The organism is Bacillus sp. 1A, assembly GCF_052682215.1.
The window spans coordinates 5589222-5608747 of record NZ_JBQYLZ010000001.1 but is presented as its reverse complement, the minus strand read 5'-3'; the positions used below and the strand labels follow the sequence as shown (position 1 = coordinate 5608747).

Here is a 19526-nt window from a genome sequence, read left to right as displayed (position 1 = left end):
TAGGCAGTGCAATTTATACAAAAGTCATTGGATACCTGTAAAAAAGCAGAATGTGTGAAAGCTAATAATCAATTAGTATGCTGATTGATTATTAGCTTTCATTTTATAATTTGTTTTGGACGTATTCAGAAAACTCTCGTATTGTTTTTTCATTTCGACGATAGTAGGTCCATTTTCCAATTCGGTCAGACTCTAGTAATCCTGCTTTTTTCATAGTTAATAAATAACTAGAAATAACCGATTGGGCTAAGCCAGTTTTAAGCTGGATATCTCCTACACATACTCCAACTTGAAAGTTAAGGTCTTGTTCTAGATAAGGTTTTTCATCGAAATGGTTTTCTGGATTTTTCAACCATGATAAAATTTGACATCTTGTTTCATTTGACAATGCTTTATAAATTAATAAAGGTTCCATAAGGATATTATATCTACTTTTATAGATTTGTAAATGGGTTTTAGTAATTTTAAGGGGAGAAGGTATAGTTAATCCCCTTAAATAGGAATGAGGTGCTCTTGATCTGTACCTTTTGTAAAGGACGTTCTAAAAAAAGTTAGGCAACCTAAAAAAGATGATTTCGGTATGTAAACAGGAGTCATCTTCTTTAAATTCTATTGATAGCAAGAGTGATTATAGTACGTCATATATTTCTTAATTTCATGTTTAACTGAACAAACGATTCACATGATTTTATATACAGTCGAACTAAAAGACTCAGGAACGTTCTCGACTGCTAACACATTCAACTTAAATTTATCTATTACTTGTTGCAACATATTCATTAGAAAAACCCCCATTTCTGTACCGTTTATCTTTTTCAGTACGTCTAACAATATAACATATATATTCATTATTTTTGGAAATCTTAATCTATTAAATGTCCCTTTTTTGGGGGTGCACTTCATTTCGCTAGAAGGCTTTTCATTTTCAAAAACATCGAATCTTAAAATTTCACTGTTCACATCCTTCTTCGGCTGTATTTCATACATGAAGTTCAATGATCACGTTTAATTATTCGGAATGAAATAGGGAGTAGTATTATTTACACACTAGAAATTGGTACTTTATTTGTGAACTCGCCACCTCATTTTCTTACAACGAGTATAAAAGAAATTATAGTAAAAAATGTTTTTGTCTGTATTTCTAAAAATATAGATGCTGATTTTTTATGTTTTTATTGTGATAAATTTCAGGGGTGGTAGCGGTTTAGAGAGGAAAATGCAAGGAGATTTATCTTACAATATTGTAATTGTAATGTAATCTATTTCAATTGTTCACATTGTTATTTTTGCAATATACTAACGGCATTCATCACTATATAATGGCCCTTTTTTGAAGAATATTTATAAAGGAGAGATGTGTAATGTGGAAAATTAACTTTCCGTAGGAGATTATAACACTTCATGAAATGAAAACTTTTTTATTGTGCTAATTACTATGTGATGCTGTTTTCTAAAATGAATATATTAATTTTCGCTATATCTTAATGATAGATGTTTAAATTAATACAAAAGGAGAAGTATTTTTATATGAAATGGCTTTTTAGTACGTTTATGGTTTTAGTAGTAATTTGTGGTGGTGCTTTTTATTATCTTACCTCCAGCAATGGATATTATTCAACGAAAGAGTATTACGTGAAGATGATAGCCGATCCTATAGTTGAAAGAGACAGATTAAGTAGTGGTGAAATGAGCACAAACAAAGTTTATAACGTGACAGGGTACGATAAAGAAGGAAAAGAAAGAAAGCTTCGAATTGCATCAAATGATGTTTTTGAGAAAAATCAATATTATATTATACATTGGGAAGATAGAAGAGGCATTATTTCTAAGAAAGAAAAAGTCGATAAAACCAAGATTGACAAAGTAATCTTAGAAAAACTAGATGTTGTTTTATAAAGTGTTATAAGCTAGCGAGAATATGCCATTAATCTTAACAAAAATAGACCGAACCGTCCGGTTCATTCGGCCGATAATTTCATTTGAGGAGGAAATCATGAATTCAATAATAGATTCAAAAACTAGAATTGTATCACTTGATATTATTCGTGGATTCGCATTGTTAGGTATTTTATTTATTAACATACCAGCATTTCAATTAGTAGTTGAAGGATCTTCAGCACCCACGAATTATGGTGGTATAGATGAAACAATTCGTATATTAATTGATGTAATAATTACGAAGAAGTTCTTTTCAATTTTCTCATTTTTATTTGGAGTAGGATTTTATATTTTTGCTTCAAATGTTGAGAAGCGTGGCGATAACCCTAAAAGGAGATTTGCTAGACGTTTAGGATCACTTTTCATTATAGGTATTTTTCATAGCCTTATATTTTGGGGGAGTATTTTACCTGTTTATGCATGTATCGGTTTCTTACTAATCCCGTTTTATAATGCAAGTTTATCTACAATAGCTAAGTGGCTAGGGGGGATTTCTGGCGCTTATCTACTTTCAATCGTGATACAAATTGTAAATATTGATTACAAGCTGGTTACTTCAGTCGCAAAATTTATATCAACAGATTCGACTTTAATTTTCTTGATGTTCTTAGCTGGCTTTGGGGTATCTAAAGCAGGGTGGATACGAAGAATTTGGGAATTTAAAAAACAAATTATGAAAATTCAATTGGCGATGTTACCGTTAGTCATTGGTGGTGCTGTCTGGATTTGGCTAGCATCTAGTGCAAACAGTGATCAATTATCCCTGATTATTAAACTAAGCAGTATCCCAACGGTTGTTTTATATTTAAGTACGATGTTTTTATTATTAGAAAATAAAACAGTTGCTACGTTGTTTACACCGGTTGCTTCTGTAGGAAGAATGGCCCTTACAAATTATGTAGCACAAAGCATCATTGCCAAAGTAATATTTTCATTTGCAAATATTGAATTTGTAACACCTACACAAACAGTTTGGATAGCGTTACTTATTTTTACGATCCAAATTATATATACTTCGATTTGGTTTAAATTCTTTAAAATGGGTCCACTAGAGAAAATGTGGCGAACTATGACATATGGAAAGAGAAAAGCATAATCACTTTAAAATTAGTAGAGTATTTTGATGAAATTAAATACCTGGAGGGGTTTAAGTGAATAGAACAGTTGTAAAAGTTGAAAATGTGAAAAAAACGTATGGAAAAAAAGATGCAAATCAATCCCATGCTTTAAAGAATGTTTCATTCTCGGTAAGAGAAGGTGAGTTTATTGGAATTATGGGTCCGTCTGGTTCGGGGAAAACAATTTTGCTAAATGTAATTTCGACATTAGATAAGGCGACAGATGGTGTAATTGAAATTGCAGGTACGGATATTACAAAAATGAAGCAGGATGAGCTTTCTGATTTTCGTTCTCAAAAATTAGGATTTATATTCCAAGATTTTAATCTGTTGGAGAACTTATCTGTGTATGAGAATATTGCTCTTCCCTTATCACTTCAAGGTGTTCCATCACGAAATATCAAACCAAAGGTAGAGAAAGTAGCGGAAATGTTAGATATTTCATCAATTCTTCCAAAATATCCTGCGGAAGTTTCAGGAGGACAAAAACAGCGTACTGCTGCAGCACGTGCGCTTGTACACGAGCCAGCAATTATTTTAGGGGATGAGCCAACAGGAGCACTCGATTCCAAAAATGCGAAAAGTTTACTTAAGGCGATGAAAAACCTAAATAGAAAGCAAAATGTATCTATTATGATGGTTACTCATGATCCTTATAGTGCGAGCTATTGTGAACGGATTTTATTTATTAAAGACGGAGGGTTATATAAAGAATTACATTGTACGAGTGATCGTGAAACATTTTATAAAGAAATTTTAAATGCTATGGCAAACATGGATACGAAACAAATATAAGAGAGGAAGTTCAATGATGTTATTCAAATTAGCTATTGGGGCTATCCAAAGCAAGAAGAAAGATTATGGCATCTTGCTGATGGGATTAATTATAGCCATTTCTATTTTTTATATGTTCCAAACATTAGGAACTAATGAAGTGTTTTTGAAAGAAAATAATTCAATCGGTGCGATTTTATTTATATTTAAAGCAGGCTCATTTTTAGTTGGGACTGTGACATTTTTCTATATTCTATATGCTAATTCATTTCTATTTTCTCTACGTCAAAGGGAATTTGGAATGTACATGATGTTAGGGGCGACACGAGATAAAGTTGTAACCCTTATGTTTATGGAGACGATGGCATTAGGAGTTGTATCTCTTGTAATTGGCGGATTAGTTGGAATCGTTCTCTCACATACGACCGGCAAATTGCTTATGACACAACTCGCATTTGATGCAGTTGGATATAATGCGTTGCATCTACCAGCATTAAAAGCAACTTGTACATTTTTCTTAACTATCTTTTTTATCAATGCGGTTATCAATAGCTTTAAATTATCAAATACTTCGGTATTACAACTAGTGCATGGAAATGCAAAAACGGATCAAGTAAAGGTAGGGGGAATAAAAACGGCAGTACGTGCAGTATTTGCCTTGATTTTATTAGCAGTTGGGTATTTTGCAATGATTAATATGTGGAGATTACAGGTTAGCGGGATAGTCATATCTTTAATCACTGTAACATTAGGAACGTATATGTTATTTGGAGCTGTATTACCGCTTATCGTAAAAATGATTAAATCTAATAAGAAGTTTAATGAAAAAGGAATTAACGCTTTTACATTTGCTCAATTAAACTATCGGATTAGTAATCTAACGAAAGTCTTAGCTACGATTACAATGCTAGTAGCATTAGGTGCTGGAGCAATATCTGGAGGGATGGCTTTTAAAAATAATATTCCATTCCAATTAGATAAATTTACCCATTATGATGTTACTATTCATAATCCAACAGCTGAGGAAAAGAAAATATTAAGTGATATTAAATTTACAGAAACAAGAGAATATCGCTATAAAGTAGATGAGAAGTTCGTTTATTTCGTTAAGGAAGATTTAGAAAAGGATCCTTTATTAATAGAAAATGATGCGGATAGACAAAAAAAGCTAATACGTAATACAGAAGAACTACCTTTAAATTCTCTATTAGGGGGAGATATAAAAGATGGAGACGCTATGAAAGAAATGTCTCCAAAATGGAAAAAGAGCTTTGAGGTAATCGTGCCTTATTACGTAGCTTTTCATTTGAAGCATCCTATTAAAATTGTTGATCAAAAAATGTATGAGGACATAGCAAAATCAGAGAATGTAACGTTTATTGGGAAATCAGATGATTACATGAAATATATGAAGGAATGGAAAGAAATTAATGATTTGCAACTAGTGAAGTATAAAGATTTAATTACTGAGTTAGAAAAGGAAGTAAAGAATGCAAAATCAGTATTATTAGAATCAACAAAATACCATCTCTACACAATATATTCAGGTTTTGTAAACGGAATATTGTTTATGGCGTTTTTCCTAGGGATTGCTTTCCTAACAATGATGGCAAGTTGTCTCATGTTTAAAATATTATCAGGTGCTTCGAGCGATGTGGCGCGTTATCAAATGCTTCGTAAAATTGGAGTTCGCCGTGAATTATTAACAAAGTCAATCTATAAAGAATTATTCTTTGTCTTTGTATTCCCTGCAATTGTCGGTATTACTCATGTATTTGTTGGGATGAATATTTTTTCCGCTTACGTTGTTAATCCTTATTTAAACATATGGATGCCAATTTCTATTTTTATAATTATTTATGGGGCTTATTATATGCTGACTGTTCAATTATATAAGAGGATTGTACTGCCTCAAAAGGATTAAGATTGCCCTTTACTATGACCTATTCATAACTATTATTGTAAACACAATTAAGAAAGAATATAAAAATAAAAGCCCCGCCCATTGGAAAAATAGAGTGATCAAATGGGCGGGGTAATTTCTTCGAAGGGTAGAGACTTTTTTGAGCAATGTTTTAGATGAGGTAAAAGCATTATTTAGAATAAGAAGTAAGCAGATGTTTTACTTGCTCAATAAAATAATGGTGATGAATATTATCATTACATACTTGACTAGCCATAATAGCTCCCTCCATTGATGATGAAAGAAAAGAGGCAAGTGATAAAGTGTCCATTTCGTCTGTGAATTCCTGTTTTTCAATTCCTTCTTTTAAAACAGACTCCAGTAATACTACTGTATCATCAAATCCTTTTTTAGCAGCGCTTTGCAACTCTGGGAATAGACCTCTACTTTCAACGGCAGTATTAAGTAAAGGACATCCGCCAGGGATTGGTGGGTTATTGGCTGCATCTTTGTATACAAGAAAAAGTGCAATGATCTTATCGATTGTATGCTCTTTGTTTTCCATTGCTTTATAAAAATGTTGCCACATAATTTCCCCGCCTCTTTTAAAGGAAGCAAGTACAATCTCTTCTTTGTTTTTGAATCTACGATAAATCGCTCCTTTAGGCAAATCAGTAGCAGTCATTATATCTTGGATAGATGTATGAGTTATGCCTTTTGTATTAAACAAATATAAGGATGTATCGATAATCTTTTCTTTTATTAAATCAACCTTAGTCATAATGAATATCCCCCAAAAATAAAAAACATATTAAATTTCCATATCATATCGTTTTACAAATAGTAGAGTTATAAGTTTACTACTTCTTTTATATAAGTTTTGACAGCTTGAGTCAAAAATATTGATGAATTTGTATTTTTTCTATGTTTGTTTTTAAAAATGATGAACAGGAAAGTATTAGATTCCACTTAAAGTAGCCACAATTTTTTTGTAAATAGATTGTGGATTAATCTCTTTTATATCAGTGACAAAGCACGAAGGTATCAAAAAAATAGTATAGGTTTTGATTTATTTATTGTGAAGAATATTGTAGAACAATATAATGGGACAATTACTGCCGAAAGGGATTTAATACCCACGATATTAGAAATTCGATTACTACTGGCGGATTCCTAAGAAGAGTAATAATAAAAACTAACATAAAATTTAAGAAAAATTTTATATTTACCCCACTTTTTATTTTAAAAGTTTTTCCTATCCTATAAACAAGTTACATCAAGGAGGAGACTGAAAATGAAGGAGTGGGGATTTTTTATTTTTAATATATTCCCGATATCCGAAGACAAAGTAGAAGATTAAATATATGAACAAAGTACTAGTTCTTAAACTATGTTCTAAAATAATAGATGAAAATGTAAAGTTAGGGGATTCTACATGCATACAGAAGTTTTGATGAGTTATTTGTATACTTATTTTTTTACTATTATGTTTTGTGTGGTGTTTCAAATTGGATTGTATTCTAAAGTGAAAGGAAATATATCTATTCGGCATTTTTTATGGGTATATGTTTTTCTGTTCTACCTTTCGCTAGTGTATAAGGTGACTCAGATCGCGACTATATGGGATATAAGTAGATATGAAAAGTGGATTCGTGTCAGTCAAATTAACTTGACTCTATTTGATACGGCAGGTAGTACTACGTATCTTTTGAACATTGTACTGTTTATGCCGTTCGGTTTTTTATTACCGACTATTTGGCCACAGTTTAGAAAAATGAAAAACACCGTATGTACGGGATTCTTTTTTTCATTGGCAATTGAGTTAAATCAATTACTAAATAATAGAATTACAGATATTGATGATTTATTTACGAATACCCTCGGGGCGATTATTGGGTATTTATTATATAGATTATATAGAGCTTTATTTAAAATGATATTTAAAAGAGAGGGAAAAAAGCTGGATACGAACTCTTCTTTAGTTATAAAATATGAAGCTGTTTTTTGTTTAGTATGTTCATTTGTAGGTGCGATGTTAATTTATTATCCAGTTTTATTTGGAAGGCCTGTAATCATTCAGTGAGGTGATTTTGTCCTTGTGAGATATCCTCGTTTATAAAATGATTCTAGTTCTCCAGGCTCAAACACGGTAAAATTTGAATGGATCATTCTGTTTTTCTAATTTAATAGATCCATTTTATGTATTACATGATAGGTAGGTGTAAATGTGTTACATGTTCAATTATCTCAATACTTACTAAAAGAGTCTAAACCAGCTCTTCATACAGATGGAAAACGAGAGTATATGTTAAAAAATGAAGGGTTATCACCTTATCCTATCTATTTAAATCACCCTATTATGATAGGAGTGGGAACGAATTGGAATCAGCATACAGGATTCGAAGAAATCATTAAAGGATTTATGGGTACACATAACAAATTACCTATGTATATGTTATTTGAAACTTATTTATGTGGAGACTTTATTGAAGGATTTTTAGAAGAGAATAAACTTCATTTTGAGCTAGTTTTTACTAATAAGAAAAAGGATACGAACTTTTTTAAAGTGTGCATTACCAATAGTGATGATATAACGACACTTATGAAGTATTTCCTCCAATCAGCACAAGATTCTCTCTATACGCTATTAAGCTATTCAGCAGACTGTAAGATTATCAGTAATCGTACTGGTGAGATTGAAATAAAGGCTGACAGTTTCTATCCAAGCTTTTCATTTATGTATGATGCGCAAGAATTATTTATTATTGGTGGAGAAGAGAAATGGTCACATATCCATTATATAAAAAGATTTTTCCATCTTGAGCAGATTACAGATGAGTTAACTATTGATTTAAGAAAATGAGAGATGAGAAGGAATAGATGAGTAAATCCTCAAGTATAGAACGATATACTTGAGGGTTTTTATGTATGAAGAAGGCTTTTCTATTTTTCTCTAGAATGAACAGTAATGTATAATCTAATTCCTTAATGTAATAAGGAGGCAGTAAAATTTGAACAGGAAAATTTGGTTTGTATTTACTTTTTTTGCTCTTTTAGTATCTGGTTATGTTGTTGTCCAATATTTTATTATGGATGGATTTCAAACAGGACTTGTAAAAGCGAAGCTTATGTTTGGATCTAAATTAAGTGAATTCTGGTATATGATGTTATTTATACATATTACAACTAGTATAGTAGCATTAGTAATTGGTCCTTTTACATTATCGACTAAATTTAGAGAAAGGAATATCAACCGTCATCGAATAGTTGGGAGAATCTATATGGTTGGTATATTATTAGGAGGCGTTTCTGGACTATACTTATCCTTTTATGCTACGGGAGGATTGGTAGCGAAGCTAGGTTTCGGTTTGTTATCCGTATTTTGGCTAACATCAGCATATCAAGCGTTAAATAGAGTTAAGAATAAAAAAATTAAAGACCATCGGAATTGGATGATTAGAAATTATTCTTTAACCTTTGGAGCAGTTACATTAAGAATTTGGCTACCGTTGTTTATCGTTCTATTTGGAATAGAGCGGTTTGAACTTAGTTACGCTATTATTGCTTGGTTAGCGTGGGTACCCAATTTAATTGTTGCAGAATTATTCATAAGAAAAAGACTTAATAAAGGAAAATACGAAGGAAATGAGGATTTACATTTTTAATGTAAATTTGTTGTAATATTGAAGGCAGAATTCTTCAGTAATTGAATTTTTTTTAATAGGTGAATTACGTACAAAAATAGGATGGCCAATTGAAGTCATCCTATTTTTATTTATATTACCAACTAGCAGTTTCCGTATTTTCCTTCAACCACTTCACCCAATCCAAATCCTCCACCTTAAGCAAACTGAGCGAAACACCTTTCATATCTAAAGAAGTTAGAAGGGTACCAACTTTTACGAACTTCACATGTAATCCTTCAAGCTCACATAAACGGCGAATGTCATTTGCGAAAATGTATTGTTCCATTAACGGCGTTGCGCCTAATCCATTAATGAGAATAGCAAAGTTGTCACCTTTTCTCCAGCGGTAAATACTTTTTAGTTTGTTCATCAGTTCGATCGCTAATATTTCAGAAGAGGATAGTGCTTCTTTACGGTAACCTTTTTCACCATGAATGCCGACGCCGTAAAACACTTCATCGTCGTTTAATGTGAATGAAGCTTTTCCTTTCACTGGATCGTTTGCAGGTGAAAGGGCGACTCCCAATGTGTGTAAGTTTTCGGTGATAGAACGGCCGAGTGCTGTGAGTTCATCTAAAGAGTGACCTGCAAGAGCGGCCGCACCGAGTATTTTTTGAACGAAAACAGTACCAGCGACGCCACGTCTTCTTTTATTAAACGAAGCATCATCTTCAATTGAAACGTCGTCATTTACGATGATGTGGTCAATGTGTCTTCCTTCTTCTTTTGTGATTTGTTCTGCTGCTAGAAAATTTGCTACGTCATCTTTAAAGTTTTTGATGATGAATAAAATATTCTTATTTTTTGGCATGAGGCGAGTTGCTGCAATAATTTGTTCCACTGTAGGCGGAGTGAAAATACTGCCGTTTACTGCCGCCGTAAGCATACCTTTTCCTACATAACCAATATCAGCAGGTTCATGTCCGCTACCACCGCCGCTTATGATAACAACGTTTTGCTTCAGTTTTTCTATATCTTTTACATAAATGATGTTATTTGTTTCATCGTAATTTACTTTTTCGTTATGTTCAAAATAAAAGCCATGCATCATATCTTGAACAACATTTTCTACATCATTCATAATCTTTTTCATTGCTTTTGCCACCCTTTAATTACTTTGCTGATTGTTCCAGTAATCGTAGTAATTGATTGTTTATCATATTTTTCATGAGAGAAGACATAATGGAAGGATCTACTTCGCATTTGCTTTCAATCCAATCTTTTATCGTTCCAACGAAGCCGTGACTATAAAAGGAGGCAATCGTATTTTTTGTCTCATCAGAAAGGCTGAATCCACAGCTCACAGATAATTCATCAATAATCTTCATATATAAGTTTTTCGTATGCTCAAATAAATAGTGATTAAACGAGTTTTGCTCAATGACTTTAAAAGCATTTCGGTAAAATTTTTGATTTTCATAAAAGTAATCAAATAATAAATCGAAAATGTTTTCCCACGTTTCATAGTCGAGAAAGTCGATAATGTTCTCTTTCGTTTCTTCTCTATAAATCCAGCTTAATAGTTCAAATTTATCTTTAAAATGATAATAAAAAGTTTGCCTACGCATTTGACAGTGTAACATAATATCGCTCACTGATATTTTATGAAACGACTCTGTTTCCATTAAATACTTCAATGAATTCGCGATTATCTTTTTAGAAATTATAGAAGAGGTCATCTCAATCATCCCTAGAATGTTAGTAATATGAAAATCCTACCCATAAATGAGAGCGGTGTCTTTAGACAGATTGTCCATTTTGTCCGTTTACTATAAAACGCTTTCATTTTAACATGGATAGTAAGAAGAAGATTTCAAATATATCACAATATATTAAAGGAATTGAGGGAGAAGCACAATGAAAAAGATTATAAACAAACCAGAAACATTAGTAATGGAAATGTGTAACGGAATGGTTATGGCTCATCCAGAGCTTGAGCTTTTGAAAAAATATAAAGTAATTAAGAAGAAAGAAATGAACGAAAATAAAGTAACGTTAATTAGTGGTGGCGGTAGTGGTCATGAGCCAGCGCATGCAGGATTAGTCGGAAAAGGAATGTTAGATGCGGCAGTGTGCGGAGATGTGTTTGCTTCGCCTTCACAAATTCAGGTATATCAAGCAATTAAAGAGACAGCGAGTAAAAAAGGTACGTTATTAATTATTAAAAATTACAGCGGCGATATTATGAATTTCAAAAACGGAGCGCATTTAGCGACGGAAGATGGAATTGAAGTAGATTACGTAAAAGTGGACGATGATATTGCAGTAGAAGATAGCCTGTACACAGTAGGACGCCGCGGCGTTGCGGGCGTTATTCTCGTTCATAAAATTGCCGGTGCAGCAGCGGAAGCAGGTATGGATTTAGGAGCGGTGAAAGCTGTCGCAGAAAAAGCAGCGGCTAACGTGCGCACAATCGGTTTAGCGTTAACGTCTTGTACAGTTCCAGCGAGCGGATCACCTACTTTCACACTTGCCGAAGACGAAATGGAATACGGCGTAGGTATTCACGGTGAACCAGGAATTAAACGTGAAAAAATGTTGTCGGCAGATGAACTAGCGAACCGTATGACAAATGATTTAATGAAAGATTTAGGAGTAAATGACGGCGAAGAAATTGCGCTTTTAGTTAACGGTTTTGGCGGAACACCATTGCAAGAACTTTACTTATTTAACAACGCAGTTACACGAGAGTTAGCGGCTAGAAACATTACAATTAATAGAGTATTCGTTGGTAATTATATGACGAGTATCGATATGGCAGGTATGTCTTTAACTGTAATGAAATTAGATGATGAGTTAAAAACGTTATTATCGAAAGAGTGTAATACACCTGCGTTTAAAGTAGATGGACCAGTTGAAAGTGTAGAGTACGTGAATGTACTTGAAGGGGCAGAAGAGAAGGAAGTTTCCTTTGAAATAGAAACAGCGGAAGAGCACGCTGTTATTAAAAATAATGTGGTTACATTAAATAACATGATTTATCTCGTTGATAAAATGAGCGACATCATTATTAAAAATGAAGTGCCGTTCTGTGAGTTAGATACACATGCAGGTGACGGCGACTTCGGAATGAGTGTGGCAAAAGGATTTAAGCAATTAAAACGTGAGTGGCATTCTATTGTAGATCAAGAGAACGTAACGATCGGATCATTCCTTGACGGTTGTTCGATGATTATTATGGAACATTGCGGCGGCGCTTCTGGTCCAATTTGGGGCGGAGCATTCCGCGCAGCTAGTAAAGCAGCAGGCGAAAAACGTGAGCTAACAGTGAAAGAATTCGCTGAAATGTTACAAGCAGCACTGCAAGGCATACAATCTATCGGTGAAAGATCGTTCGGTAGAGGAGCAGTAGTTGGTGACAAAACACTTGTTGACGCACTTGCTCCGTGTGTAGACTCTTGGTTAGCTAGCGCTTCAGACGAAGAAGAAATGAAAACTGCCTTTGAAAAAGGCGCAGAAGCAGCGGTTAAAGGAGCAGAGTATACGAAAGAAATCGTAGCTCGCATGGGCCGCGCCGGTACAGTTGGTGAAAGAAGCTTAGGCTATCCAGATGCAGGTGCGCATGCACTTGGAGTTATCTTTACGGAGATTGCGGAGAGTTTGAAATAGGAGTTAGAAAGTCCCTTTGCCTTAAGGTGGAGGGACTTTTATATATTCTTCATTTGTATCTATATCAAATTTTTCAGTGCTTTTTGCTTATTTGAGACTTAGCTTTTTTGTGATTGCAGCTTATCGATTTTCCAGTGTGCTCCTAGAGGATCTAAAGAGCTTTCAATATAAAACATATATTCATCTGCGGTACTTGGTACTTCAAAAGCTATTTTCAATTCTACCGTTTCATTTGGTTTAACTTGTATATCAGAAGGGTTTTGATCAAGCACCTTTCCTTCATAGGCCTTTCCGGCTTTTTCATCTTTTAGGTTATATTTTAATTCTGATAGTCCGATCGTTTGACCTCGTACATTTTTTACAGAGACATTAACAACGACGGAATCGTTACTAGCACTTAAATATGCATTTTGAACGGCGGTCAAGTAATAGCCTCCCTTAACACTCTCACCAACTAATAAAATACCTTGTTCCAAGCCGCTCATATCTTCTTTTTCTTCAAGATTTATTAATTCTTCATTTTCATTTTTTGCGGTTGGTTCTTCTATTGGACCATTTTCAACGGCACTATCTTTTTTATCTTGTGTGCAAGCAGCCGTAACACTGGATAATACTAGAATTAAAGTAAGTAATATGAATGATTTTCTCATAAAATTAATCTGTCTCCTTAAGTTTCTCAATTTTGTGCAACTATACATATAAGATTAACATAATGTCTCATTATTGGCTCAAAATAGGGAATCTTTTAGACACCTTATTCTTTTTACTTTTCATATACATTCGATTGGGTCTCACGATATTTGTTAATCTTTTAAATCATTGTCTTAGTAATACCGAGGGTTATTATAGATATATTAATCATATAATTTGTCCCTATCAAAACGAACGTTTCTTGCATCTAATATATTGTAAATATATTTTATTTTGAAAGGATGTGATTATATGGCTCATAAATCTACTGGAGTGTTTCGAGTTCCAGTTTCTGAAAATGGGATTATTCCAACTGCTCTCAACATTATGTTAAACAATGATTCACGCTGCCATACTAGTAATGTAACGGTAACTGTTAAGAGAAGTCCAAACACTTCTTTCCCAACTCAAAATGAATTAGTTGAAATCTCTCGTACTTTTGTTTCTTTAGAACCAAACAGAACAACTAAGATTGTGTTGTTTACTCCAGAATTCCAAATAGAAGATTTTCTTGATGTTATTATTAGTGGAAATAAAGATGATGTTAAGGATGTTCTTGTATATTCTTTCTTAGCAGATTCAGCAGGTCACAATCTGCCATCTACTGTTTTCAGAAATGCAGAATACACTTTTGTTTGCTGACAACGTGATGATATATTCTTTACTAACATATCAAGGTGCCATCCTGCAGCTTGAATCAACTTAATTTTATTGTGTTGTTATTGTATAAGAAAAGAAGACATCGATTAAGATGTCTTCTCTTACTTGTACACTTGGTGTTAAGAAGGTATTATATTGCTTAAAAACTATGAAAAAAATATAACAATCATCGAGTAAGCCTATTATAGCATCAATAAATAGGTTTTAACATGTAATATTGCATATATATAGATTTATTTATGTTTAATCTATATAGTTAAATTGTCTGTTATTTGTTTTAATTCATTTACTTATTTTATTTTTGAGTGCTCCAGCAATGGAGCCTTTTTTTATGAAATAAAACATTTTCTTTGCGTTATGTAGTTGATCTATATTAACTTTACCTCTTTAAAAAATATCCATTAATTGTTTAAAGAAACGTTAGTTAAATAAATATATTTCTGAATTTTCTGTAAAAATTATCTCAAGTTTATGAAGATATCACGAGGTAATGTTGTATGGTAGTATGAGGAAAAGAGTATATAGATAATTTTGGAAAAGGGGGATGTAAATTGAATGTTCAAACTACCGTAAATAACAAAGTTACTGAACTGTTAAATGCTTGGTATATTGAAATTCGAAATAGAAACGTTGCGAATGCATATAAATTTAAAAAAGAAATAGAGAGTTCTATAAACAACATTGAAGAAGACCAAAATCTATTACTGTATTATTCGTTACTTGATTTTGGTTATAAATATTTAATAGATAATTTGAGTATAGCAAAAAATAGTTTTGATCAAATTGAATCTTTTGATAAACCAACTGATGATTTTTTATCGTATTATTATAATTTTTATAAAGCGATCTACTCTAATGCAGTTGGTAATTACAATGCAGCAAAAGAGCATTATGAAATAGCAGAAAAATTACTTGAAAGTATTCCAGATGAAATTGAAAAAGCAGAGTTTTATTATAACCAAGCTGTTTTCCAATATCATTATTATCAGGCTTTTGTGGCCTTCCAACAAGCAACAAAAGCAAAAGAAATATTTGCTAAACATGAAGGGTATGAAGTGAAAATCGGTTATTGTAACAACCTAATGGCGTTAGCTTGTACACATTTGAAAGAATGGGAATTAGCTGAAGAACTTTATATTTCGGCAATGGATATCTTTAAAAAGGTTAAAAATGAAAACGGTATGTTAGTTGTAAAACAAAATTTAGGTTTAATGTATGCTGGACAGAATCTTTCGGAGTTAGCTATCAGTCATTTAAATGAGGTCTGTGAAAAAATGCCTGAAAACTATAAAGCGATATATATTAAGGGGAAAGAACATTTTAAATTAGACGAAAATTCACTAGCTTCAGTACTTGTTCGAAAAGGCACGGAGATTTGCGATAAATTAGAATTGGTAGAGTACCAACACCATTTTAAAATTTTAAATGGACGAAATGAAGGATTAAGTGGAGAAAAGCTAGAAGAAATTATATTAGAAGGTATTGTATATTTCGAAAGAGAGAAGCTTTGGGAATACGTGAAAGAATATACTGAAGTACTAGCGGTTCTATTCCATAAAGAACATAACTTTGAAAAAGCGAGTTATTATTTCTTCTCTAGCCATAAAGCGAGTGAAGAGGTTTTTAAAAAGGAGGCATTAAAATGAAAAAAATAAGTGTTACTTTAGTTGGTGTTGTCACGGCTCTTACGTTATTTTTGAATGTGTCTCATAATTCGGTCAATCATCAGGAAGCCTCTCAATTTATTAAAGATGTCATCGTTCAATATGCACATGGGAATACTGGTTGAAGATAAAGTTTCGTGATGGAAAACCTCGTTATTAATAGCGAGGTTTTTTTGATGTTAAATAGTAGGGTATCGCTATCAAGCTAAGAAAAGCAAATACCCCAAATTAATTTTTTTGTTTAGGGTATTTGTATATACTGCCAAATATTAAGTCGATAGGCCATGAATGATGCCCCGAGATAAGAGAGTCTAAAGTGTTTGAATAAGAAACTTTAGATTGTCCGTTATAGTTTTTAAATCTTAATATAATCATATATACTTTTTTATTATTTTAGTTAAAAGAAGTTTGAAATTTGTAATTCACTATGTTTTCCAAAGAAAATAGTGAAAGGCAAGGCGATGAATACATTTACAAAATGACAAAATTGTAAGAATGCACGAATGTTTGTAAGAAAGTTCGATGTTTTCCTTTTTCTTTTTCTATAACCCTATTCATCTCTTTATACATTCCTATCATGGCGGTACCCCATTTATAGGTTATGAGAAATGATGTTTTTTGCACTATTATCTATTCTTGGATATTATTAATAATATCTATATGAACTTCTTTTTTATTAAAAAAGGTTTGGCGGTGTGTTAAATGATTAAAGGTATTAAAAATATTGAAACGAAAGAACCGATAAAAATGTTTCTATTGGTTCCCTGTAGTATTCTTTTGTTTGATAATATTTATCAACATTTTATTCTTAGAAAGGACTTTTCACTACAGAAACTTTTATTTGAACTCGTATTTTTATTTATTTTTGTTTCATTTATTTTATATAATAAGTGTCTACAAAAAATGAATAAACAAATGTTTACAAAATATATTTTTCTTGGAGTAAGTATTATTTATCTTTTGGCATACGATCTTATGTTTATACGTAATCCAGATGCTTCTTTACATATCCCTTATTTAGAGTGCTTCTTAGTAATTTCTGCACCTTTATTTTTAAGTATTCATTATCTGCTATGGGTATCTATTTGTATGATATGTAGATTTTTAATTGCTATTTATTATTTTGACATTAACTATCCAATAGCATTAATATTATTATTTCTAACAATTTTTGTTACGTCATTTTTTGTATTTCTTTCATTAAAATTTTTAGTACAAAAAATTAAGGCATCCTATGAAAAACAAATGAAAGAAACAGCTTTATCGATAATGAGGATAATGGAATTAAAGGATCAATATACGAAAGGACATAGTGAACGTGTAGCAAATTATGCTACTATTCTTGCTAAAGAAACAAATGAATATGATGATAATTCCTTAAAACAATTTCATTTTATTTGTTTATTACATGATATAGGGAAAATAGGTATTCCTGATGAAGTTTTAAAAAAAGCATCTTCTCTTACAGAAGAAGAATATAATATTATTAAGACACACCCACAATTAGGATTAGAAGTTTTTAAAAATATATCTTTAATAAAAGGTAATGAAGACATAATTCTTTCTCATCATGAAAGATGGGATGGAAAGGGCTATCCTCAAAGACTAAAAGGAAATCAAATACCATTATGCGCAAGAATTGTTGCAATAGCTGATGCATTCGATGCAATGACTTCTTCAAGAGCATATCGTTCGGCTCTATCTCCTGAAGAAGCTTATAGACGTATTATAGAAGGATCTGGTACACAATTTGATCCTTCTATAGTAGAGGCTTTCAAAAAGGTATTTCCTTTGTGGGAAAAAATGGTCCCAAATTCTTTTAGTTAAAAGCTCATGTCTGAAATCGATTCATATTTGAGGTATGATGAATGCGAAAAATGAAAAAACCGAATCCAATCATGATAAAAGTTTGGAACTAGATAATGAATAAGGCACATAAAGAAAAGGTACCTATATATAGGTACCTTTTCTAATAGTTTTTTAGCAGAAACAACTGCATCCGATAATGATTAATAGAATAAATAATACAACTAATAAAGCAAATCCTCCAGCGAAACCGCAGCCTTCGCCGCAACTACCACCATATCCCATAACAATAGTGCCTCCTTTTGATAAAAGGGTAAAACTAGGGTTCATTCCATGGATTTTAATGGGTTCACTTTACCTTATGTTTTAAAGAATGAATTGAGCAGGTCCTTTTGAAAATAAAGAAAAGACGCCATTAGGCGCCTTCCTTTTAGGTAGATAAGACTTTAGTTTTCCAATCTAAAGAAATTTTGTATCAGTTCTTTGTGAGTATATCATAATATCTGATTGACTTATTATGCATTGTTACATACTTCTCTAAATCCCTCTATTTTTCATTTGATAAAATAAAATCCTAATATTACCAAGAGTTAAATAAATATTTCTACATATTCAAGATATTTACATAAATTACAAAAGTGATACATTTAAGTTGTAAGTTATAAAAACTATTAAAGGGGGATTTATTATGTTCAAGAAATTAGTAGTAGGGCTATTGTCAACTGGTATTGCATTAACAGGAGGAATTGGAGCGGCTTCAGCTGATACGCAAAAAGCTGTGAGCTCTTCGAAACAAGCAACATGCTCAATTCCTTATGAGTATTCTAATGGTAAATTCAAAAGAACTCTTTATTACTCAAATGGAGTATATGCTAATAGTTTTAATGAAAATGTTTGTGGCGGGACGATTACATGGTATTTAAAACATGTTCAAAATGGAGTTGCTTTTTACGAAGGTAATTTAAAATAGTAGATTTTTTGAACCTCATTTATTGAGGTTCTTTTATTATTAGTTTTTAAACGGACTCTCCATAAAAAAAGACACTCAAAGGTACTTTCCTCCGATTGAAAGAAACCATTTAAACTCTAATAATATGTATTGGGCATCCGTCTGAATATTATTTTATTATTTTAAACAATATGGGCCTTTGAGAAATATGATTCAATCCTATTATTACTCAACTTTATAGAAAGGTATGCTCAAGCGTTGTCATAAAGGTTGGGGGATTTATTAAATAGAAATAATTAGTTGTAATATAAAGTGTTTTTTACCTAATAAACCTTTTTAATTCTAAATATTAACTCTAAAGTAATTCATTTCATAAATTTTAATTTTTTGTTAACACTGTTATTATTTTATATATTATTATTCCAATAAGTGTTGTGTTAATTAGTTATTTTCTGATAATATCTCTGTGTGTTCTACTCTAATAATTATAAAAAGGTGGTGTTTTCTTTATGTCAAACATGTTTCATTAAATTGGTGATGCGATTGAAAGGAGTATGTATTTTAAATCTTGTTTTTATATCTTAACAGGAGCTCTGCTTATTTATATTGGTTACATTGTAGGTAAGTGGGTGGGTTCTGTTGTATTTTAAAGTAAAAAAATAGAATTTAATCAATAAAAAAGAATTTTTCAAAAGGTGTATTAATATAAAATTAATATTGTTTAAATGC

19 protein-coding genes and 2 pseudogenes are annotated in these 19526 nt (G+C 32.0%); 14 read left to right on the top strand and 7 right to left on the bottom strand.

Going from position 1 to position 19526, the window contains the following annotated elements:
* Positions 1-103: 103 nt before the first annotated feature.
* Together ACUN0F_RS28740 and ACUN0F_RS28735 are read right to left on the bottom strand one after the other, a co-directional pair.
* Positions 104-415 (bottom strand): ArsR/SmtB family transcription factor, encoded by a 312-nt coding sequence (locus ACUN0F_RS28740; RefSeq protein ID WP_064473110.1) that lies wholly within the window; start codon positions 413-415, stop codon positions 104-106.
* Positions 416-684: 269 nt separating this feature from the next.
* Positions 685-780, bottom strand: a pseudogene (locus tag ACUN0F_RS28735) (aminoglycoside phosphotransferase family protein); the annotation flags it as partial.
* 747 nt (positions 781-1527) lie between these two features.
* On the opposite strand from ACUN0F_RS28735, the gene ACUN0F_RS28730 reads away from it, so the two are divergent.
* The 4 genes from ACUN0F_RS28730 (at position 1528) to ACUN0F_RS28715 (ending at position 5754) form a co-directional block, all read left to right on the top strand.
* On the top strand, positions 1528-1896 hold the full coding sequence (locus ACUN0F_RS28730) for a YxeA family protein (protein ID WP_445540578.1): 369 nt from the start codon (positions 1528-1530) through the stop codon (positions 1894-1896).
* Positions 1897-1993: 97 nt separating this feature from the next.
* Positions 1994-3034, top strand: coding sequence for a DUF418 domain-containing protein (locus ACUN0F_RS28725; protein WP_445540577.1), 1041 nt, complete (start codon positions 1994-1996; stop codon positions 3032-3034).
* Between the two features lie 55 nt (positions 3035-3089).
* Positions 3090-3851, top strand: coding sequence for an ABC transporter ATP-binding protein (locus ACUN0F_RS28720; RefSeq protein WP_445540576.1), 762 nt, complete (start codon positions 3090-3092; stop codon positions 3849-3851).
* Positions 3852-3867: 16 nt separating this feature from the next.
* A complete protein-coding gene (locus tag ACUN0F_RS28715; protein ID WP_445540575.1) occupies positions 3868-5754 on the top strand; it encodes an ABC transporter permease in 1887 nt (628 codons plus the stop codon).
* 169 nt (positions 5755-5923) lie between these two features.
* On the opposite strand, the gene ACUN0F_RS28710 is transcribed toward ACUN0F_RS28715, so the two are convergent.
* Complete coding sequence (locus ACUN0F_RS28710) at positions 5924-6514, bottom strand: TetR/AcrR family transcriptional regulator (protein WP_137052673.1); 591 nt, start codon at positions 6512-6514, stop codon at positions 5924-5926.
* A gap of 243 nt (positions 6515-6757) precedes the next feature.
* Here ACUN0F_RS28710 and ACUN0F_RS28705 point away from each other — a divergent pair.
* The 4 genes and pseudogenes from ACUN0F_RS28705 to ACUN0F_RS28690 form a co-directional block, all read left to right on the top strand.
* Positions 6758-6910: pseudogene (locus ACUN0F_RS28705) on the top strand (vancomycin resistance histidine kinase VanS); the annotation flags it as partial.
* Positions 6911-7168: 258 nt separating this feature from the next.
* Positions 7169-7816, top strand: coding sequence for a VanZ family protein (locus tag ACUN0F_RS28700; RefSeq protein ID WP_445540574.1), 648 nt, complete (start codon positions 7169-7171; stop codon positions 7814-7816).
* Positions 7817-7960: 144 nt separating this feature from the next.
* The gene (locus ACUN0F_RS28695) at positions 7961-8596 is read left to right on the top strand and encodes a hypothetical protein (protein ID WP_445540573.1); all 636 of its coding nucleotides are present in this window, start codon (positions 7961-7963) and stop codon (positions 8594-8596) included.
* 148 nt (positions 8597-8744) lie between these two features.
* Positions 8745-9398, top strand: a complete 654-nt coding sequence (locus tag ACUN0F_RS28690) for a DUF2306 domain-containing protein (protein WP_445540572.1) — start codon at positions 8745-8747, stop codon at positions 9396-9398.
* 115 nt (positions 9399-9513) lie between these two features.
* On the opposite strand, the gene dhaQ is transcribed toward ACUN0F_RS28690, so the two are convergent.
* Positions 9514-10512, bottom strand: coding sequence for a DhaKLM operon coactivator DhaQ (dhaQ, locus tag ACUN0F_RS28685; protein WP_445540571.1), 999 nt, complete (start codon positions 10510-10512; stop codon positions 9514-9516).
* Between the two features lie 19 nt (positions 10513-10531).
* The gene (gene dhaS, locus ACUN0F_RS28680; RefSeq protein WP_088121466.1) at positions 10532-11098 is read right to left on the bottom strand and encodes a dihydroxyacetone kinase transcriptional activator DhaS; all 567 of its coding nucleotides are present in this window, start codon (positions 11096-11098) and stop codon (positions 10532-10534) included.
* Between the two features lie 178 nt (positions 11099-11276).
* Between dhaS and dhaK the strand changes: the two genes are divergently transcribed.
* Complete coding sequence (gene dhaK / locus ACUN0F_RS28675) at positions 11277-13028, top strand: dihydroxyacetone kinase subunit DhaK (RefSeq protein WP_445540570.1); 1752 nt, start codon at positions 11277-11279, stop codon at positions 13026-13028.
* Between the two features lie 98 nt (positions 13029-13126).
* On the opposite strand, the gene ACUN0F_RS28670 is transcribed toward dhaK, so the two are convergent.
* Positions 13127-13678 carry a DUF4352 domain-containing protein gene (locus ACUN0F_RS28670; protein WP_445540569.1) on the bottom strand — a complete coding sequence of 184 codons (552 nt, stop codon included), beginning with the start codon at positions 13676-13678 and terminating at the stop codon, positions 13127-13129.
* A gap of 292 nt (positions 13679-13970) precedes the next feature.
* On the opposite strand from ACUN0F_RS28670, the gene ACUN0F_RS28665 reads away from it, so the two are divergent.
* The 4 genes from ACUN0F_RS28665 to ACUN0F_RS28650 all read left to right on the top strand — a co-directional run bounded on the left by ACUN0F_RS28665 (position 13971) and on the right by ACUN0F_RS28650 (position 17869).
* Positions 13971-14360, top strand: coding sequence for a hypothetical protein (locus ACUN0F_RS28665; protein ID WP_327973865.1), 390 nt, complete (start codon positions 13971-13973; stop codon positions 14358-14360).
* Positions 14361-14929: 569 nt separating this feature from the next.
* Positions 14930-16024, top strand: coding sequence for a Rap family tetratricopeptide repeat protein (locus ACUN0F_RS28660; RefSeq protein ID WP_215562777.1), 1095 nt, complete (start codon positions 14930-14932; stop codon positions 16022-16024).
* Positions 16021-16167, top strand: a complete 147-nt coding sequence (locus ACUN0F_RS28655) for a hypothetical protein (RefSeq protein ID WP_000724334.1) — start codon at positions 16021-16023, stop codon at positions 16165-16167. Before ACUN0F_RS28660 ends, ACUN0F_RS28655 begins: the two co-directional genes overlap by 4 nt.
* Positions 16168-16744: 577 nt before the next feature.
* A complete protein-coding gene (locus ACUN0F_RS28650) occupies positions 16745-17869 on the top strand; it encodes an HD-GYP domain-containing protein (RefSeq protein WP_445540568.1) in 1125 nt (374 codons plus the stop codon).
* 153 nt (positions 17870-18022) lie between these two features.
* On the opposite strand, the gene ACUN0F_RS28645 is transcribed toward ACUN0F_RS28650, so the two are convergent.
* Entirely contained in the window at positions 18023-18133 is a 111-nt protein-coding gene (locus ACUN0F_RS28645; protein ID WP_000540371.1) for a YjcZ family sporulation protein, read from the bottom strand.
* Positions 18134-18536: 403 nt separating this feature from the next.
* Here ACUN0F_RS28645 and ACUN0F_RS28640 point away from each other — a divergent pair, with 403 nt between their 5' ends.
* On the top strand, positions 18537-18818 hold the full coding sequence (locus ACUN0F_RS28640; protein ID WP_000473844.1) for an LCI fold-containing protein: 282 nt from the start codon (positions 18537-18539) through the stop codon (positions 18816-18818).
* The last annotated feature ends 708 nt before the right edge of the window (positions 18819-19526 follow it).

Excerpts from the sequence above, each read along its gene's own strand:
- ACUN0F_RS28725 (WP_445540577.1), top strand. The coding sequence starts at position 1,994 with ATGAATTCAATAATAGATTCAAAAACTAGAATTGTATCACTTGATATT.
- ACUN0F_RS28640 (WP_000473844.1), top strand. The coding sequence starts at position 18,537 with ATGTTCAAGAAATTAGTAGTAGGGCTATTGTCAACTGGTATTGCATTA.
- ACUN0F_RS28650 (WP_445540568.1), top strand. The coding sequence starts at position 16,745 with ATGATTAAAGGTATTAAAAATATTGAAACGAAAGAACCGATAAAAATG.
- dhaQ (WP_445540571.1), bottom strand. The coding sequence starts at position 10,512 with ATGAAAAAGATTATGAATGATGTAGAAAATGTTGTTCAAGATATGATG.
- ACUN0F_RS28710 (WP_137052673.1), bottom strand. The coding sequence starts at position 6,514 with ATGACTAAGGTTGATTTAATAAAAGAAAAGATTATCGATACATCCTTA.
- ACUN0F_RS28670 (WP_445540569.1), bottom strand. The coding sequence starts at position 13,678 with ATGAGAAAATCATTCATATTACTTACTTTAATTCTAGTATTATCCAGT.
- ACUN0F_RS28665 (WP_327973865.1), top strand. The coding sequence starts at position 13,971 with ATGGCTCATAAATCTACTGGAGTGTTTCGAGTTCCAGTTTCTGAAAAT.
- dhaK (WP_445540570.1), top strand. The coding sequence starts at position 11,277 with ATGAAAAAGATTATAAACAAACCAGAAACATTAGTAATGGAAATGTGT.
- ACUN0F_RS28700 (WP_445540574.1), top strand. The coding sequence starts at position 7,169 with ATGCATACAGAAGTTTTGATGAGTTATTTGTATACTTATTTTTTTACT.
- ACUN0F_RS28715 (WP_445540575.1), top strand. The coding sequence starts at position 3,868 with ATGTTATTCAAATTAGCTATTGGGGCTATCCAAAGCAAGAAGAAAGAT.
- dhaS (WP_088121466.1), bottom strand. The coding sequence starts at position 11,098 with ATGACCTCTTCTATAATTTCTAAAAAGATAATCGCGAATTCATTGAAG.
- ACUN0F_RS28655 (WP_000724334.1), top strand. The coding sequence starts at position 16,021 with ATGAAAAAAATAAGTGTTACTTTAGTTGGTGTTGTCACGGCTCTTACG.
- ACUN0F_RS28730 (WP_445540578.1), top strand. The coding sequence starts at position 1,528 with ATGAAATGGCTTTTTAGTACGTTTATGGTTTTAGTAGTAATTTGTGGT.
- ACUN0F_RS28740 (WP_064473110.1), bottom strand. The coding sequence starts at position 415 with ATGGAACCTTTATTAATTTATAAAGCATTGTCAAATGAAACAAGATGT.
- ACUN0F_RS28645 (WP_000540371.1), bottom strand. The coding sequence starts at position 18,133 with ATGGGATATGGTGGTAGTTGCGGCGAAGGCTGCGGTTTCGCTGGAGGA.